The organism is Hyalangium sp. (assembly GCF_045802625.1).
Taxonomy (GTDB): domain Bacteria; phylum Myxococcota; class Myxococcia; order Myxococcales; family Myxococcaceae; genus Hyalangium.
Genome location: NZ_JBJMQP010000127.1, coordinates 26282 through 43726, shown reverse-complemented (window position 1 = coordinate 43726; position 17445 = coordinate 26282). Strand labels below are relative to the sequence as shown.

General features: G+C 69.3%; 14 protein-coding genes. 7 read left to right on the top strand and 7 right to left on the bottom strand.

The genetic code is table 11. The annotated features are described in order from the left end of the window. The first annotated feature begins 23 nt into the window (after positions 1–23). Together ACJ8AT_RS24020 and ACJ8AT_RS24015 are read left to right on the top strand one after the other, a co-directional pair. The gene (locus ACJ8AT_RS24020; protein WP_407740165.1) at positions 24–1214 is read left to right on the top strand and encodes an extensin-like protein; all 1191 of its coding nucleotides are present in this window, start codon (positions 24–26) and stop codon (positions 1212–1214) included. A gap of 654 nt (positions 1215–1868) precedes the next feature. Next, the gene (locus ACJ8AT_RS24015) at positions 1869–2870 is read left to right on the top strand and encodes a hypothetical protein (RefSeq protein ID WP_407740164.1); all 1002 of its coding nucleotides are present in this window, start codon (positions 1869–1871) and stop codon (positions 2868–2870) included. Positions 2871–2926: 56 nt separating this feature from the next. Here ACJ8AT_RS24015 and ACJ8AT_RS24010 read toward each other — a convergent pair whose 3' ends face one another. From ACJ8AT_RS24010 to ACJ8AT_RS23995, 4 genes are all read right to left on the bottom strand, one after another. Beyond that, positions 2927–5056 carry an alkaline phosphatase D family protein gene (locus ACJ8AT_RS24010; RefSeq protein ID WP_407740163.1) on the bottom strand — a complete coding sequence of 710 codons (2130 nt, stop codon included), beginning with the start codon at positions 5054–5056 and terminating at the stop codon, positions 2927–2929. 111 nt (positions 5057–5167) lie between these two features. Further along, a complete protein-coding gene (locus ACJ8AT_RS24005; protein ID WP_407740162.1) occupies positions 5168–6181 on the bottom strand; it encodes a M48 family metalloprotease in 1014 nt (337 codons plus the stop codon). After that, positions 6178–6738: an SH3 domain-containing protein gene (locus tag ACJ8AT_RS24000; RefSeq protein ID WP_407740161.1), complete on the bottom strand. Its 561-nt coding sequence runs from the start codon at positions 6736–6738 to the stop codon at positions 6178–6180. Before ACJ8AT_RS24000 ends, ACJ8AT_RS24005 begins: the two co-directional genes overlap by 4 nt. Before the next feature lie 17 nt (positions 6739–6755). After that, positions 6756–9128 (bottom strand): CHASE2 domain-containing protein, encoded by a 2373-nt coding sequence (locus ACJ8AT_RS23995; protein ID WP_407740160.1) that lies wholly within the window; start codon positions 9126–9128, stop codon positions 6756–6758. Positions 9129–9394: 266 nt separating this feature from the next. Here ACJ8AT_RS23995 and ACJ8AT_RS23990 point away from each other — a divergent pair, with 266 nt between their 5' ends. From ACJ8AT_RS23990 to ACJ8AT_RS23970, 5 genes are all read left to right on the top strand, one after another. Then, a complete protein-coding gene (locus ACJ8AT_RS23990) occupies positions 9395–10597 on the top strand; it encodes a hypothetical protein (RefSeq protein ID WP_407740159.1) in 1203 nt (400 codons plus the stop codon). Further along, entirely contained in the window at positions 10597–11355 is a 759-nt protein-coding gene (locus ACJ8AT_RS23985; RefSeq protein WP_407740158.1) for a ferritin-like domain-containing protein, read from the top strand. The genes ACJ8AT_RS23990 and ACJ8AT_RS23985 overlap by 1 nt, the downstream gene beginning before the upstream one ends. A gap of 91 nt (positions 11356–11446) precedes the next feature. Then, the gene (locus tag ACJ8AT_RS23980; RefSeq protein ID WP_407740157.1) at positions 11447–11959 is read left to right on the top strand and encodes a TspO/MBR family protein; all 513 of its coding nucleotides are present in this window, start codon (positions 11447–11449) and stop codon (positions 11957–11959) included. A 156-nt stretch (positions 11960–12115) separates the two neighbouring features. Further along, on the top strand, positions 12116–12667 hold the full coding sequence (locus ACJ8AT_RS23975; protein ID WP_407740156.1) for an RNA polymerase sigma factor: 552 nt from the start codon (positions 12116–12118) through the stop codon (positions 12665–12667). Continuing rightward, on the top strand, positions 12664–14499 hold the full coding sequence (locus ACJ8AT_RS23970) for a zf-HC2 domain-containing protein (protein ID WP_407740155.1): 1836 nt from the start codon (positions 12664–12666) through the stop codon (positions 14497–14499). The genes ACJ8AT_RS23975 and ACJ8AT_RS23970 overlap by 4 nt, the downstream gene beginning before the upstream one ends. Positions 14500–14592: 93 nt before the next feature. Here ACJ8AT_RS23970 and ACJ8AT_RS23965 read toward each other — a convergent pair whose 3' ends face one another. The 3 genes from ACJ8AT_RS23965 to ACJ8AT_RS23955 all read right to left on the bottom strand — a co-directional run bounded on the left by ACJ8AT_RS23965 (position 14593) and on the right by ACJ8AT_RS23955 (position 17443). Further along, a complete protein-coding gene (locus tag ACJ8AT_RS23965) occupies positions 14593–14760 on the bottom strand; it encodes a hypothetical protein (RefSeq protein ID WP_407740190.1) in 168 nt (55 codons plus the stop codon). 151 nt (positions 14761–14911) lie between these two features. Then, entirely contained in the window at positions 14912–16873 is a 1962-nt protein-coding gene (locus tag ACJ8AT_RS23960) for a PAS domain S-box protein (RefSeq protein WP_407740154.1), read from the bottom strand. A 222-nt stretch (positions 16874–17095) separates the two neighbouring features. Continuing rightward, positions 17096–17443 (bottom strand): hypothetical protein, encoded by a 348-nt coding sequence (locus ACJ8AT_RS23955; RefSeq protein ID WP_407740153.1) that lies wholly within the window; start codon positions 17441–17443, stop codon positions 17096–17098. Positions 17444–17445 lie beyond the last annotated feature (2 nt).

Here is a 17445-nt window from a genome sequence, read left to right as displayed (position 1 = left end):
CCTCTCCCGCACCTCCTCCGCCCATGAAGAAAGCCTTCGAACAGAACGTGTCCCGCGCCAAGCCGCGAGTTCGCCTCGGTGCGCTGACGGGTCTCCTGGAGACCCCCGAGGCCGCCGGCGGCGCCGAGTCCGCGGAGTCCCCCGCCGAGCCCGCTGCCGTGGCCGAGGCCCCCGCGCTGGCCCCCGCAGATCTCTCCGCCGAGGTGCGGGCCCGGATCGAACGCTCCCGCGTGCCCCGTCCCACTGCCTCCGAGGCCGTGGCTGCCGCCCTGCGCTCGCCCCTGTCGCACGGAGAGGCGAAGGCGATGGCCGCTGTGCACCATGAGGTGTTCGGTGCGGCTCCCGAGGCGGCGGCCCCGCGAGTGACTCCCGCGGAGCCCGAGCCCGTGGTGGCCGCCACGTTCGTCGCGCCGCCTGCCGAGGTGTCCGCGCCGGCCGCGGTGGTGGCTCCCGTGGCCCAGGCCGTCGCGCCGGCCGCGATGGTGACGCCCGTGGCCCATGGGAATGCTCCGCCAGCGGAGGTGGAAGTGCAGACGCCGCCCATGCCGCGGGAGGAGATGGATCCGCAGTCCCGCCGCGAGCGCCTCAAGGAGCGCCTCAAGGCCGTGCGCGAGAACCCGCGCCCCGAGCCGTTGCCAGCTTCCGTGTCGGAGGCGGGCATGCGCGCGGTGGAGCGCATCAACGCGCTTCAGACCGAGCTGAACCGGGTGAAGACGCTCAACCTGTCGCTGACGCAGGAGCTGGAGGCCGCGCGGCGCCAGGCCGAGAAGGCCACGGAGGAGGCGCGCCTGCGGATGGACGAGGCGCGCCGGCTGGCCTCGGAGATGGAGGGCCGGGTGAAGCTCCTGGGCGACCTGGAGCGCGAGCTGGCGGCGCTGGAGGGCGAGCGGGACGAGGCGCTCTTGTCACTCCAGGAGTCGCGCCAGGCGCTGCAGGCGGCCGCCACCGAGCGCGCGGAGCTGGAGCAGGAGGTGGATCAGGGCAAGAAGGCGCTGGCGGACAGCCTCTCGGAGGAGGAGCGGCTCGCCACGGAGCTGGAGGGCGCCAAGGACGAGGCGGCCTCGCTGCAGCGCGCGGTGGACACGCTTCAGGGCGAGCGGGATGTGCTGGCCCAGCAGGTGGCGGCGCTGACCGCCGAGCGTGCGGAGCTGCTCGAGGCGCGCAAGGCGCTCGAGGCGGTGCACCGCGCGCTCAGCCAGGCCACCGTTCGCTGACGGCTCCCGCCCGCGAGCGTGTGAAGCGCTTCACAAGTTCGAGGTGAACCGCCTCACTGTGCCGCGGGCGCGAGAAGCGCAGAGTGCCTCCATTGACGGCGGGTTCCGCCCGCCAGGGTTTCTGGAGGCCTCGCGTGAAGCAGTTGCTCATCAGACTGTGCCTGGCTGCCGCGCTGTTCAAGGCGCCTGCCGCTGCCGCGCAGCTGGATACCTCTGGCCCTGCAAGGGCCGCGGTCATGGCCATGGCGAGGATGAGGGGGGGCGCCACCACCGGCATCGGGGGGGATGCCGGTGGTGGCGGTGGTACCCGCAGTGGTGGGACCCAGCCTGATTCCCATTGGGACAGTTCCTTTCAGGGGGGTGGCGCGGGTTGCACGATCTCCGGCACAGGCACTTCGGTGATGGGCCTGCTCTTGCTGGTGATCGCGCCCGGGGGGGCGCGGAAGCAGTAAGGCCTGCAGCCTCGCGCCACACGAGGGCCACGCACTCCACCAAAGTGCGTGGCCCTCGCTTTTGCGGGCCAGAGCCACTCAGGCCACCGGGTGAAGTGCTTCACAGGAATCGCGTGAAGCTCCTCACTGTGACGAAGCCTCGACACGCGCAGAGTGCCTGCATGAACGGAGCGCTCCCGCCGCTCTTTCGTTGGAGGCACCCATGAAGCTGCGTCATGTCATGGCAACCCTGGCCGCCACTCTCCTCACCACCTCGCCAGCGCTGGCCCAGAGTCCGGCCCCCATCCCGAGCTTCCAGCTCGAGCGGATGGAGCTCAACCCGAGCGGCGCCGGCTCACTGCTGGTGGGCACGGGAGAGGTGCCCTCAGCCGGCACGCTCCGCCTCTCGGTGCTCGAGTACCCCGAGCAGGCTCCGCTGACGTTCTCCCGCGGCGAGGCCGGCCGCTCCGGGGTGATCAAAAGCTGGCTCACCACCCAGGTCCTCGCCGCCTGGTCCGCCACGGATCGCCTGGAGTTCGCCCTCCAACTGCCGCTGATCGCCAGCCAGGACGCGGTGGACCTGAACCACCTGGGCATCTCCTCGCCGTCCTCTTCGGGCCTCTCCACTGCGCGGGTCCACGCCCGGCTGGGCCTGCTGGAGAAGCGCGAGGGGAGCCCGGTGGATCTGGCCCTGGATCTGGGCACCGGCCTGCCCTTGGGCGGCAATCAGTCCCTGGCCCGCGACGAGGGCCTTCGCTTCACGCCCGAGCTGATGGCGGGTGATGCCTTCGGCTGGGTGCGCGTGGGGCTCGAGGTGGGCCTGCTGCTCCAGCCCCACATCATCCTCAGCCCCCAGGCGACCGCGGTGCGCGATGAGATGGGAGATGAGCTCCGCTTCGGCGCCTCTCTCTCCACCACGAACACGGGGCTCCGGGGGGAGGTCGCGGTTCGTGGCGCGCTGCCGCTCGTCCGCTCACCCGCCTCCGGGGAGGTGTTTGCCGGGGCCCGGTATGCCATGGCGCACGGGTGGGAGGTGTTCGCGCTCGGCGGCATGGGGCTGGGCAACAACCCGGGCACCCCGAAGTTCCGCGCCATGGCGGGCATCTCCTTCGGCTCAACGGGGGACGACCAGAGCTGGGACGGCCACCGGCGGACCGAGATCAGCCTCGTGAGCATCCAGCACAGCCGGGAGGACAGCCCGAGCGCGAAGGTCGCCCTCCGCTGACACGGACTGGTAAGGGAGGCGTGGCCCGTGGACCACGCCTCCCGGGCAAGCAAGCCTCAGAGGGCGGTGATGGTGCCGTTCTGCACGCGGAGATCCTGACGCGTGAACTGGCGCTGCAGCTCCGAGGTGGTCCTCAGCGAGTAGTCCTTGTGCACCTCGCTGCTAGGGATGAGGTGGTAGGACGCCACCGTCTGATCCGCCTTCACCTCCATCAGCACGAAGCCGTGCCTGTCGGTGTCGTGGAAGGCGAGCTGGGGGTTGCCCTCCTTCAGCGTCGCATCCGTCTCGGTGACGAGGTAGCGGTAGACAGGGCTGCCCTGCGAGAAGCCCACGCCGAGCACCGCCGTGGCCGCCTCCTCCTTGATGGACTCGGAGGTGATGGCCGGAGCCGTCACCGTCGGGACGCCCCCCTCCACCGACGCGAACGACGCGTGGATGTCGCCGGAGATGATGAGCGGGTTGCTCGTGTTGGCCTTGATGTACGCGAGCAGCTCCTTCTTCTTCGTCGGGAACCCGTCCCACTGGTCCGTGGTGAAGTAGTAGCGCTGGCGCAGCGTGGGATCCGGGATGTCCGTCTTGTTGCTGAAGTCGACGATCAGCGTCGAGAACGACACGGAGCTGACGATCAGCTTCCAGGTGTTGGCGCTCTTCAGCTTGTCCTTGAGCCAGGCCTCCTGCTCGTTGCCGTACACGTTCTCGCTGGCCTTCTGCGTCATCTGGTAGTGGTAGGCCGAGTACAAATCATACGGGCCCTGCACCACGATCTGGCGCGTGCCGCGCACGTCGAACAGGTTCAGCTTGCCCATGTGCAGGTAAGCCAGGCCGTGCGGCTTGCCCGCCGGGGGAACCACCAGCGCCGAGGCCCCCACCTGGCTCAGCACCTGGTTGGCGTAGGCCAGTGCCACGTTGCCCTTCACCCAGGTGTCCGCCTTCGCCGTGGCCTCCGCCGAAGTCAGCCCCGCCTGTATGGCCAGCGCGATATAGGCCTGCCGCAGCGTGCCCTTCTGCAGCGCGTACTCCGGCGCGTCCACGTTGATGTACGCGAACAGATCCGAGTTGAAGGCCGGCAGCGCGCCGAGCGCCGTCAGCGTCGGCTCATCCATGACCACCGCGCCCGGATAGCCGTCCTCGGGGATGAGGTGGTCCGGCCGGTAGGTGCGGTAGTCCGTGACGATGAGCCGCACGTGCTTGCCGAACTCGAAGTCCCGGTAGATGTGCGTGTTGGGGTACTTCGGCTCGCTGTCCACGTCGATGGCGCCCGCGGCGGCCCCCGCCGGATTGGCATCGATCGGGATGAACTCGAAGAACGCCTGCTCGGCGTTGCGGCGGCGATCCGGCTCGAACTCGTTGTGGCGCCCGTCCTCGTACGTGGCGTTGGCGCCCCAGCAGTCGTTGGAGAACTCGTGGTCATCCCACATGACGATGAAGGGGTAGCGCTCGTGCAGCTGCTGGATGACGGGATCCGAGCGGATGGCCTTGTAGATGTCCCGGTAGTTGGAGAGCGCGCTCGCGGCCTGGTACTGGAACACGCCGCTGCTCTGCGCCAGGGCCTTCTCGGGCTCGGTGAAGGTGATGTTGCGCAGGGTGTTGGTGGACTGGAAGGCCGGGTTGCCCGTCGTCTCGTAGATGTAGTCGCCGAGGAAGACGATGAAGTCCAGGTCCTCATCGAGCTGCAGCAGCCGGCTCCACGCGTTGTAGTAGCGCCCGACGTAGTCCTGGCAGCTGGCGAACACGAACTTCACCGGCACGTCAGCGCCCGCGGCGGCGGCTGTCTTCGTGCGGCCCACCGGAGAGATGAACGTCTCGCCGTCGTGCTGGTAGATGAAGCGGTAGTAGTACGTAGTGCCCGCCGAGAGGTTGGTCACCTTCACCTTGATGGCGTTGTCGTGCGCGGCCAGCGCGGCCAGCCCCTCCTGCTTCAGCACGAGCTGGCCGAAGCTGTCGTCCGGGGAGACCTCGAGCGAGAGGGTGGCGTCCTCCCCTGCGTGCTCCTCGTTGAACACGCGCGTCCACAGCACCACGCTGTCGGGGCGTGGTTCCCCCGAGGCCACGGACTGCGGGAAGAACTTGCGGCTGGCATCCGCCTGACTGGCGGTCGTCTCTTCGTTGCTGCAGCCAAACGCAGTCGTTGCCGCGACCGCGACGATGGACTGCAGGATGGTGCGTCGGTGCAGTTTCTGGGACAAGCAACCCCCTCCTTGAGGCCGGGCCGGCGGGCCCACGGCGGCGGCAGCGTACCGCCCGAAGCTCCCGAGCGGAAATGCCTCAATGGAGGGGAGCTCTCTTTGCCTGGGCTCCTACGGCCTGTCCTGGGCGGCGGTCTTCTTCACGGAGGCGAACTCGGGCGGGAGCGGAGGCTGCACCAGCCCCTCGGTCCCAGGGGCGAACTCGGAGAAGCCCCCCTGGGAGTTCTGGTTCTCCCGGATGAACGTGACGAGCCTCTTGCGGCGGTCCACCTTGCGAGGGTGGTGGGAGAAGACGGTGCTGTTGTCCGGCAGCTTGGCGAGGAAGTCGAGGTACTCCTGGGGATCATAGCCCGCGGAGACCATCAGGCGGACCGCCTCCGCATCCGCGGCGAACTCCTCGTTCTCGCTCAGGCCCCCGTTGACGAGCGTGTCCACGACGGAGTCCGCGAGCCCGGCGAACACCTGGGGGTAGAGCTTCGGGTCGAACGGCCCGCCGCTCTTGGCGATCGACAGCAGCGCCTCCGCCCCGTTGAGGTTGACGTTGAGGCCCGCCTGCTGCCCGGCTTTCCGGAACCGGTTGACGCCCGCGGCGCGCTTGCACTCGGCCACCTTGGTCTCGGTGTAGTGCTTGAGGACATCCCGGCCCGTCACGTGGGCGATCTCGTGGGCGAGCACCCCCGCCAGCTGCGCCTCGTTCTCCACGCCCCGGAGGAGCCCCCGGGTGACGAAGACGTAGCCGCCCGGGGCGGAGAGCGCGTTGAAGGTCTGATCGGTCTGGAGGACGCCGAACGTCCACGTCAGCAAGGGCCGGGAGGACTGCGCTCCCAGGTTCTTGCCCACGACGTTGATGTAGCGGACCAGCTTCTCGTTCTGGTTCAGTGGCACCAGCCCGTTGCCGCGACTCACCCAGTTGAGGGCAATGGCGCCGCCCAGCGTGTACTCCTCTTCCTCGGAGGGCAGGGCGTTGAGCTTCACGCACTGGGCCTCATCGTCCTTCGAGGAGGAGAGCGTGTCCGCCGCATCCGTGAGTCCCTTGAATTCTGACAGCTCGCGCACGTGCACCCCGGTGCAGGACAGCGCCAGCGCCCCGAGCCCCGCGATGAAGAGCTTCCCGAAGCCGTTCATCGCTTGTCCCCTGGCGAGGCGTCCGCCTGCGGACCGACGACGGGGAACAGGTGGGCCTTGTCCACGTGAGCGGCGAGCTCCTCGGGCGTGATGGTCCGGGCCAGCTTCTCCAGCTCCTTGATCTGGTCGACGCTGTCCGAGAAGGAGGGCACCTGCTTTCCCTTCTCCCGCCCGTACTGGGTGGCGCCATCGGCCAGGCCGCGGATGGCCGCGCCCGAGCTGATCAGGCCCCGGTTGTCCGAAGTGCGCGTGCCGTCCTTGGCGACCAGCTCCATGCTGGGCGGCTGCTTGGCGAGGTTGGACTGGAAGACCAGGCCCTCCTTGCCGTCCACCACCACGTGGTGCCACTGCTTGTTCTTCGAGTCCGCGCCCTTCCAGATCACCTTCTGGCCGGGCTGGAGGATGGTCAGCACCTCCGCCGTCGGCGAGGCGCTGGCCATCAGCCGCGTGTTGCGGGCCTTCACGTACAGGGTGGGCTCGCTCGCTCCGGCCGCCAGGGCGGTGCTCGCGGCACACCAGGCCAGGACCGTCACCAGCCGTCGTGCTCTCTTGTGCATGGCGTTCTCGATTCCTCTCATTTGTCCAGGCTCGTCACCCCGTCCCAGGTGCTGGGCGGCGGAGCTTCTTCATAGTCCCGGCAGCGCGCGAGCAGCGCGGCGGTCGGGCCATCCTGCGGATCCTTCGCGAGCCGGGCCTCCAGCACGGCCGCGGCCTCCACGAAGCGCCGCTGACGGTAGAGCGCGAGCGCCTCGTGGTAGCGCTTCACCGTCTCGTGCTTGCGCTCTGGCAGCTCGCCCTTGAGCGCCAGCAGCTCGTACACCGTCACGGCCTCGCTCTTGCCGGCCACGCGGACCTGATCCAGCTCGCGCACCTCGATGGCGTCCCGGGCCAGCTCGTACGTGCGCGGGCCGATCATGATCAGCGAGCCATAGGCCTTGTTGGCGCCCTCCAGCCGCGAGGCCAGGTTCATGCCGTCGCCCATGGCCGTGTAGTCGAAGAGCTGCTCGCTGCCGAAGTTGCCCACGAAGAGCTTGGCGCTGTTGAGGCCGATGCGCGTGTACACGTCCGGCAGGCCCTGCTCGCGGAACTCCGCGCGCAGCCGCTCCACCTCCGCCTGGGCCACCAGCGCTCCCCGGCAGGCGCGCACCGCATGGTCCGAGTGCTTGACGGGCGCCCCGAAGAGGCACACCACCGCGTCGCCGATGTACTTGTCCAGGCAGCCGCCCTCGGTCAGCAGCGCCGTGCTCACCCGTGTCAGGTACTGGTTCAGCACGCGGACCAGTGCGCGCGGATCCTTCTGAAAGCGCTCGGAGAAGGTGGAGAAGCCGCGGATGTCGCTGAAGAAGGCGGTGATCTCCCGCTCCTCGCCGTCCAGCCGAGGCAGCTGGTTCTCCTCGATCATCTGCTCGATGAGCTTGGGCTCCATGTACCGGCTGAAGGCCTGGCGGATGAAGGCGGCCTCGCGGTTGGCGAAGAGGTGGTTGGAGGCCATCGCCGCCACGCTGGCGAGCAGCCCCGCCGCGGCGGGCATCGCCGTGAGCAGGTGCACCTGGCCCAGCGCCAGCGAGGCGCCCAGCACTCCGAAGACGAGGGGCACGAGCCCCACCAGCCACGCGAACTCCAGCACCGGCCACCGCAGCGTCATCAGGAGCACCGCCGACAGCAGCGCCAGCCCCAGCCCGAACAGCAGGCTCACCCAGAGCGGGGCCTGGGTGATGAAGCGGCCGGAGAGGAGGTTGTCCAGCACCGCGAGCTGCTTGTTCACCCCGGGCACCGCTGGCGCGAACGGCGTGGACTTGTTGTCCCCCAGCCCCACCGCGGTGCCGCCCACGACGACGATCCGGCCCCGGAACAGCTCCGGAGGGATGAGGGGCGGCTTGCCCTGCTTGCGCAGCGCCCAGTTGTCCAACAGTTGGATGACGGGGATGAAGGGGAAGCGCTCGGTGAGCGTGCCTCCGAAGTTGATCTCCGCGCTGCCGTCCTCGTTCACCTCGAACTCGCGCGAGCCCAGCCGCAGCGTCCGGCCGGAGAACACCAGCTCCTTGGCCCCGAAGAAGTCCGCCGCCAGCGCCACGGGGATCGTCACATAGGCGTTGGCGCCGTCCGTGTACGCGAAGCGGGTGCGCCGCATGAGCCCGTCCGGATCCGGCTCCACCTCCACCAGCCCGAAGCCGTCCACCTCCTTCAACAGCGCCGCGATTGGAGGCACCGGGTAGATGCGCTCGCGCAGGCCGGGCGCGGACTCGGACTCCATCAGGGGCAGAGGCCGCCCCTCCGTCCGCACGGGGAAGGCCAGCGCCAGCGCCGCCTCCTTTGGATCCGTGGGAGGCTGAGCCTGATCCTCTTCCACTTCCTGGAACTCCTCCGCGCCTCCGGAGGGCGTCGCCGAGGGCGGGTTCTGGGCCTGTGCGGGCTCCTCGGGCGGGCGAGGCGCGTTGGGATCCAGGGGCACATGGACGGGCTCCACCTTCGGCAGCGGGGCGGCCCTCGGGTGCGAGGCCACGCCCAGGTAGAAGGGCAGGCCGGTGCTGTGCAGCACCCGGGCGAAGTCGACGTCCACGCTCGGGTCGGTGTCGCGCTCGTCCATCACCATGTCGAAGAGCACGGCGCGTGCGCCCTGGTGCGCCAGCTCCTCCACCACGCGTGCCCACAGGCTGCGGGTCCACGGATAGGTGCCGAAGTTGCGCGCATAGCTCGGGTTGTTGCGCACCCCTTCGAGGCTCGACTGATCCACGGCCACCAGGATGAGCTCCTGGGACAGGCCATGCCTGCGGGTGAAGGTGGTGAGTGCGCTGTCATACAGGCCGCGCTCCAGGTTCGGCAGCCACAGCCACCCGAAGTACCAGCACCCGGCCGACAGGGCCGTGCTCAGCACCGCCAGCCCCAGCATCAGCGGCAGGTGGTTGCGCAGGCGCAGCCGGAGAACCTTCCCTGTGTCACTCGCCATTCGACGGCTTCCTCGTTCGCCGCCGACTCTATGCCAGCTTCGACAAAGCCAGCGAGCAGGCAGCATCCTTCCGCTCTGCTCCTTCCCCGGAGTGGGGTGCGTGGCGAGCTTGAACGGGTGAAGTTGCTCGGCTCAGAGCAGGCGCCCAGGCGAGCTTCCGCTCCGCCTCGCGGGGGCCCAGGTACCCACCTGCGTCCCATTGCCGGACTTCGGGGTGGGCCAGAGCTTTAGCCCGATTCTTTCACCTCCGCTCAAAGGAGTCAGACGTGGCCCTGGATCTCTTCAAGGAGAAAGGGGTGCCGCTGGATCGCCAGGTCTTCACCTGGAAGGACATGGTTCAGCGCCCCTATAGCAAGCTGGATGACGATGCCTTCACGCGCGTGAGAGTCATCCTGATGAACGGCATCGAGTCGGATGCCCTGCGCTTCAAGCACATCGTCGCGCGCTTCAACCGCCAGCTGCGCGAGCCGCTCGCGCTCATCCGCCGGGTGGAGCAGCACCAGCAGACCCTGGTCAACTGGCTCAACCCCGCGGACCAGAGCCCCGTGGAGACCACGCTCGGCTTCGAGCAGGTAGCCATCGAGGTGACGGCCAGCGTAGCCCTCAAGGAGCCGGACCCATACCTGGCCCAGGCCTACCGCTTCGGCATGCTGGAGGACTTCGACCACCTGTACCGCTACTCCGCGCTGTACGACCGGATCGAGGGCAAGGATCCGAACTACCTCATCCAGTCCTACTCGGACATCCGGCCCGGGCGGCCCACCGCCGTGGAGCACCGCCACCCGCTGGATGACCTGCGGCGGCCGTATGACATGCGCACCGCGCACCCGCTGACGAAGATCCACGCCCTGCTCATCACCGCGGCCGAGTTCCAGACGCACGACTTCTACATGACCATCGGCCCGATGTTCGCCGATCCGGTCGCGCGCCAGCTCTACGCGGAGATCGCCTCCATCGAGGAGCAGCATGTCACCCAGTACGGCTCGCTGATCGATCCGGACCAGTCGGTGCTGGAGCAGTGGCTGATGCACGAGGCGATGGAGCTGTACTGCTACTACTCGTGCCTGCAGTACGAGGGCAACGCCCGCATCAAGGGCATCTGGCAGCGCATGGTGGACTACGAGCTGGGCCACCTGCACTACGTGATGGAGCTGTTCCAGCGGCTCGGGGGGAGGGATCCGGCCGAGGTGCTGCCCGCCACGCTGCCGGACCTGATCGACTTCAAGAGCCACCGCGAGTTCGTGCGCCGCACGCTGGCCCAGGAAGTGGACCTGCGCGCCAACGGCACGGAGTTCGTGGACAAGGCGGAGATTCCTCCGGGGCACCGGTCGATCCTCTATCGGGATCAGCTCAACTCCGAGGGCTCGCCGACCGAGACGGTGGCCGCGGGTTACCAGTGGACTCCGGGCACTGAGCTGAACGCTCGGGTGCAGCGCGTGGGCGTGGGGCCGGAAGGGAGGCTGCAGTAATGAAGAAGACATCCAGTGACGTGGGGCTGAACCGCACCGGCATTCAGAGCTCGCCCATCGACAGCAAGGAGGCCATCGAGGGCGCCAAGGCGGGGCTGCCGAGCTCGCCGGGCACCGAGGTGGGCATCGCCGAGGTGCGCATCGTCTATGCCAAGGAGAGTGACGGCGTGGGCTCGGTGCCCGTGCCGGCCACGCTCAAGGGCATGTTCAAGACCGCCAAGGAGATGATCAAGGGCACCAAGCCCACGGTGTTCATCGACAAGCTGGGCGAGCGCGCCGGCTTCGAGCGCGCCGGGGTGAGGCTCTACGAGGCCGCCCTGAGCAAGTTCGATGTCCACGGCACGTGGCCGGGCGGTCCCTCGCGCGAGCAGCTCGAGAAGATCATGAACGAGGAGCTGGCCCACTTCGCGCTCGTCCGCGACGCCATCCAGGGGCTGGGGGCCGATCCCACGGCGCTGACGCCCTGCGCGGACCTGGGCGCCGTGGTCTCCAAGGGCCTGCCGGCGGTGCTCACCGATCCGCGCACCAACCTGGTCCAGTGTCTGGAGGCGCTGCTGGTGGCGGAGCTGACGGACAACGCGGGCTGGGAGATGCTCATCGAGCTGGCACAGGGGCTCAATCAGACCGAGCTCGTCACCCAGTTCGAGCAGGCGCTGTCCACCGAGGCGGAGCACCTGATGCTGGTGCGGCGGTGGCTCATGGCCGGCGTGGCGGGCGAGGCCCGCGTGGAAGAGCCGGCGGGCCTTCCCGCTCCGTGAGCGGACGCTGACCCTGGGAGAGGGGAGGGCTGCCCCTCTCCCGAGGCATCCCTACCTTCAGGGGGACACGGAGCCTCTTTCAGGAGGATGGATGATGCAGCAGAGCCCAGCCTTGAAGAGTCCTTCCCTGAGAGCCGAATCCGTCGCGGCGCTCGGAGTCTTTGGAGCGTTGACCGCGGGCGCGGGAGCCCTGGGCGCCGTGGTGACGAACCATGGCACCCAGCGCTGGTACCGGCGGCTGCGCAAGCCCCCGTTCCAACCTCCCAACGCTGTGTTCGGCCCCGTGTGGACGGTGCTCTACAGCCTCATCGCCCTGTCGGGCTGGCGGGTGTGGAATCAGCCAGCAGGGCCAGCGCGCTCGCGAGCCCTGGGACTGTGGGCGCTCCAGCTCGGCTTCAACGCCGCCTGGACCTGGCTCTTCTTCGGCAAGCGGTTGAAGCGCACCGCGCTGGCGGACATCGGCGCGCTCGGGACCAGCATCGCCGCCTATATGGCCGCGGCTCGGAAGGTGGACCGGCCCGCCGCGGCGCTCGTGGCGCCCTACCTGGGCTGGGTGTGCTTCGCCAGCGTCCTCAACGAGGAGCTCGTCCGCCGTAACCCGTAGCGGAAAAATCCTTGGAAGAATCCGGGTGGGAAGATCCGCGCGGGCCGTCGTTCTCTCAAGGACATGAACGCGGTTGCCCTACACGACGGCTTGTCCGGCTGCTTCCTCTCTCAGTGCTTGACGCACTGGGATGGGACGGACCAGCCTGCGACCCGCGTGGAACCCCGGCCGCTCCCAGCTCCCTCACTTGATCGCCGGTGGTACGACGCCTTCGTCCGGGAGCACGAGTCCGCGCTCCATGGCACCGCGCGGCGCCTGTGCGGCAACGCCACCGACGCGAGGGATCTCGTCCAGGACACCCTGGAGCGCGGGTGGAACTACCGCGAGCGCTACAAGCCCGGCACGGATGGCCGCGCCTGGCTGCTCACCATCCTCCGCCACCTCTTCATTGATCGCTGCCGCTCGAGGATCCGCGAGCGGCGGGCGGATGTGTCCGCCGAGGAAGTCGAGGAGCGCATCGCCGCTCCCGAGGCCGAGGCGCTGCCCGCGTGGGCCGCCATCACCCCCGAGCAGCTTCGGGAGGCCCTGGAGAAGATTCCCGAGGAGTTCCGTCTCGTCTACCAGCTCCACGCGCTGGAGGGACGCTCCTATATCGAGATTGCCGAGCGGCTTGGCATCCCCAAGGCCACGGTGGGCACGCGGCTCATCCGTGCGCGGCGCCGGCTCAAGGAACTGCTGATGCCCACGGCCACTGGAGGTGAGGCATGAGCGGCCTGTCCGATATGGGCGATGACATTCATGAGCTCGTGCACGCCTTCGCCGACGGCGAGCTGGAGCCCGCCGAGGCGGAGGCCTTCCGCGAGCATCTGGGCACCTGCGAGCAGTGCCAGGCGGAGCTGGACGACATTCTCCAGCTCCAGGCCCTGAGCGGGCGGCTGGCCTCGACGGAGGCGAAGCAGGCCCCGGCTCCGGTGCAAGCGGCGCGCACGGCGGAGGCTGCCCGGCCCACGGAGCCGGCTCGGCCTGCGGAGCCTCCTCGGCCTTCGGAGGCGGCCCCGGAGCGCACCTTTCGGCCCGCGTGGAGCCGCCGACGTCGTGCTGGGCTTACCGTGGTGCTGGGAGGCGCGCTGGCCGCGGCGTTCGCCCTGGCGGTGCTTCGCAACCCCGGCGTCGGCTCGGAGGGCATGGGGCATGAGGCGCTCGCGCTGGCGCCCACGCGCTCCATGGAGGCGCGGCTGAGCTATGCGGGGGCGAGCGGCTGGCGGCCCTACGGCGTGAAGCGCGGGAACAACGAGCGCGCGCTGGAGATGGTGCCCCTGGAGACGCAGGCCAAGCTGGAGAAGGCGGGAGATCTCCACGGCCTGGCCACCAGCTACCTGCTGCGCGGCGAGCGGGACAGCGCGGCCGAGTACCTGAGCAAGCTCTCGGGCTCGCCGGACGTGGACAGCGACCGGGCGGTGGTGGCGCTGTCGAAGGGCGCGCTGGAAGAGGCGCTCACCCTGCTGGACGGGGTGCTGGAGAAGTCGCCCAACCACGCGCCCGCGCTGTGGAACCGCGGGCTGGTGCTGCGCGAGCTGGGGCTGGAGCTGCTGGCCGCGGAGAGCTTCGGCAAGGTGGCCGCGCTCAACGAGCCCGGCTGGAGCGGCGAGGCCCGCAATCTCAAGGCCTCGCTGGAGCGCCAGGGGCTGGAGCGCCAGAACCGGTGGAAGGCCGTCCACAGCGCCGGCAAGGCCATGGTGGAGCAGGGCAAGCTCCTGAACGAGAGCCAGGTGCGAGACGCCCCCAGCATGGCGCGCCGCTCCCTGTACCTGGCGGCCTGGACCGCGCCCTCCGCCGAGCGCGTCCGCGCGCTGCTGCCCGTGGCCAAGGCCCTGGATGCGCACTACGGCGGCGACGTGCTGCAGGCCTATGTGGAGCGCACGGCTCAGCGGGACTTCTCCCAGCGCGGCCCGCTGGCGGCCACCTTCGCCCAGGGGCTCGCGGGCACTCTGGAGCCCAGCGCCGCGGAGGGCTTCATTCGCCAGCTCCAGGCCGCGGGCGAGCAGGACATGCTCCTGGGCGCACTGCCGCTGCTCCACCTGCTGCCCGCGCGGATGGAGCTGTACGCGACCGCCGCGCGCTCGGTGGGGGATTCGTGGTTCCTGATGGGCCTGGAGGCGTACCGGGCCCGGCAGCAGCTCGCCGCCAGCCAGCTCTCCCAGATGGAGGCCACGCTGACGGCCGCGCTGCCCACGTGCGAGCAGCAGGGACTGGATGCCCGTTGCGCGGAGCTGTATCAGCTGCGGGCCGAGCTCTTCGTGGCCCAGCACCGGCTGCCCGAGGCGCGCGAGCAGGCCCTGCGCGGCCTGAAGTGGGCCCAGCAGGTGAATGACGCCGGAGTGGAGATGCAACTGCTACGGAGCCTCGGGCAGATCGCCCGCCAGCGGGACGGCCTTGCCCTGATGCGCGCCTACTTCCAGGAGGCGGCCCTGCGCGAGCAGCAGTTCTGCAACACCCAGGCGGACGTGCACGAGGCGCCCACTCCTGGGAACGGCTTCGAGCCACGCGCCAGGGATGCTCGCTTCGAGCTCGAGGGCGCGCCTATGTGCGGCGTCCCGTAGGGGCTCCCGAGCGCGTTCGTCCTCGCGGACCTGGCCAGACAACAAAGGGCCGCGACCCGAGAGAGTCGTGGCCCTTCATGCCTTCAGGAGCCCTCAGTTGCGGAAGCGCGTGGGCTTCAGCGGGTTGAGGGCCAGCATGACCGCGAAGTAGCGAGCCTGGACCTCGTTGGTGCAGTGCACTTCCTGGATGCGTCCGCCCATCTTCACGCGGATGAGCCAGCCGTCCTTCTCACGAGTCAGGGTGGGGGTGTCCGTCGTCATGGTGTCCATTCCTTGTGTTGAGCCTCCGGGGCTTCTCTAAAGCAGGCCGCGTGCCAGCCCGCAAAGCGCGGAAATGCGGGCGCTTGGCAGGTTGAAGCGAACACCGGTGGACACCCGGGCTGTCATTCTTGCAGCCCCCCCTGCAAGACTTTCAGTGTGCGGGGTGCTCCGAGGGCGGAGCCACCCCGGCCTGTGCCTCCGGGTATGTCGGCAGCGCGACATGGAAGGTGGAGCCGTGGCCTACATCGCTCTCCACCCAGATGCGGCCGCCGTGGCGCTCGACGATGTCGTGGCAGATGTAGAGCCCCAGCCCCAGGCCGCCGTACGAGTGGGTGGAGACATTGCGCGCGCGGAAGTAGCGCTCGAAGAGGTGCTGCTGCTGATCCGCCGGAATGCCGATGCCCGGATCCTTCACGGACAGCAGGGCCAGATCGCCGCGCGGCTCCAGGGACACGTGGATGGTGCCGCCATCCGGGCTGTACTGGAGCGCGTTCTCCAGGAGGTTGGAGATGACCTGCTCCAGCCGGTACGGATCGCCCAGCACCTGGAGCGGCGCGGGCGGGGGGTGGAACTCGATGTGGTGCACGCCGTCGTGGGAGCCCTGGGCCAGGTGGATGACGCGCTCGGCGAGCGAGTCCAGCTGGATGGGCTGGCGGTGCAGCGCGAGCCCTCCGGACTGGACGTGTGAGGCATCCAGCAAATCATTGATGAGCGCGGTGAGGCGCAGCAGGTGGTGGCGCGCGTGGCGCACGGCGGACGGGTCCACGGGCTGGCCGTGCTCCAGCCGGCGCTCGAGGTTGGCCAGCCGCAGCGACAGCGGCGTGAGCGGCGTCTTCAGCTCGTGCGAGGCGATGGTGAGGAAGTCGTCCCGCATGCGCACGGCCTCCTGGGCCTCGCGGAACAGGCGGGCGCGCTCCTGCTCGGCCTGCTTGCGCTCGGTGACATCCTCCACCACCGCGCCCAGGCCCAGCAGCCGCCCGTCCTGGCCGTGGACCGGATAGAGGCTGATGGCCCAGTGGCGCAGCGGGCCCTCCATGCGGATGTCCTGGCTGCTCAGCTCCAGCTGCTCCAGCGGCTTGCCCGAGTCCAAGACGCCCTGGAAGACCTGCTCCATCCGGATACCGGCCCGGCCAAGAACCTCGTGAGGCTTGCGCCCGATGTGCTCCTCGACGGGCTGGCCATTCATGCTCGCGAGCATGTCGTTGATGCGCACGTAGCGCATCTGCGGATCCAGGAAGGCCATGCCGATGGGGGCGGTGCGCAGCAGCGTGGCCACCAGCGCGGCCTGGGTGGCGCGCTCCTCCTCCGCGCGCAGCTGCTCGGAGACGTCCTCGATGATGCCGACCCCCCCGCCCACCTCCCCGTGCTCGTCGCGGCAGGGCGCGAAGAGGGCGCGCACCGGCGTCACCTTGGTGGAGGTGACGGAGGCGTAGCTCTGCTCGTAGCACGTGTGCTCGCCCTGGAGCGTGGCGCGGATGCAGTCCTTGATGCGCTCGTCGCGCAGGGTCAGCAGGTTGAGCCCGATGAGCAGCTGCTTGGGCGAGCCGATGATGCGGGCGAAGTAGTCATTGCACAGGGTGATGACGGGCGTCCTATCGAAGTGGAAGATGCCCAGCGGCGCGTTGTCGGTGATGAGCTGGTAGAGGCGATCGGCGACATTGAACTCACGCGTCGCGGCCACGTGCCCGGAGTGCCAGAGCTTGAGGGACACATCCTTCCCGAAGGGCTCGGGGGTGAAGCTGGGGGCCTCGGGGAGCCGGCGCAGGGACAGGACGATGCGCTCGTGCGCCCCCTCGCCCGCGTGGCCCGTGGTCACCTCCAGCAGCAGCTCCTCGCCGCCATGGCGCTGGAGGGGCATGAGGGTGGGGTGGCCTCCCTGGCTGGGCTGCCGCTGGAGCAGGTAGCGCAGCACGGGGCAGCCCTCCACGTGGTGCAGGCGCTGGGGCACGAGCGTGGTGAAGGGCTGGCCGCGGAGTTCCTCTGCCGTCCAGCCAAGCAGCCGCTCGGCGGCGCGGGTGAGGTGGACGATGCGCTCCTGGCCATCACACACCACGAGCGGATCCGCCACGGCTTCGATCAGGAGCTTGAACTCACCACCGTCCGAGCACGTCACCGGCAAGCCTCTCCTCGAGGTGCGCGGGGCTCCTCAGGCGGGCAGCGAGCGGCTCGGGCTTGCCACGCCATGCAGGCACTGGCCACTCGGGAAGGGCGCGCATTCCTCCTGGCTAGAGATAGGCACTGGGGAGCCAATGCATGGCCCGGGCGGGGAGGGGGACTGCTGGCCTCCCTCACCGTGCACGCGGACGGGAGAGGGCCTGCTCCGGGCGGGCCTTCGCTAACGTCTCCGCCGCTCGTTCTTGGCTCGTGCGCGGGATCTCGGCGAGCGGGGCTCATTGGCCTCCACCTGGAAGCGGTCGCAGTTGGCCAGGAAGGCCTCGGTGAGCCGGCGCTTGATAGCCGGATCCGTGGTGACGATGCTGAAGGGGTGCTCGCGGGACCTGAACTCGCCGCAGAGGAAGGTCGCGTCCAGGGCCTCCTTCAGCGGGCGGCAGGTCGTCCAGGAGGCCACCGGATTCGTCTCGAGCAGGGCGATCAGCTCGTCGATGGAGGCGGGAGGCTCATCCGGCCCATGGCTGCCGTTGCGGATGATCTTGGTATAGGGCGCTTTTGCCTTCTTGGACATGA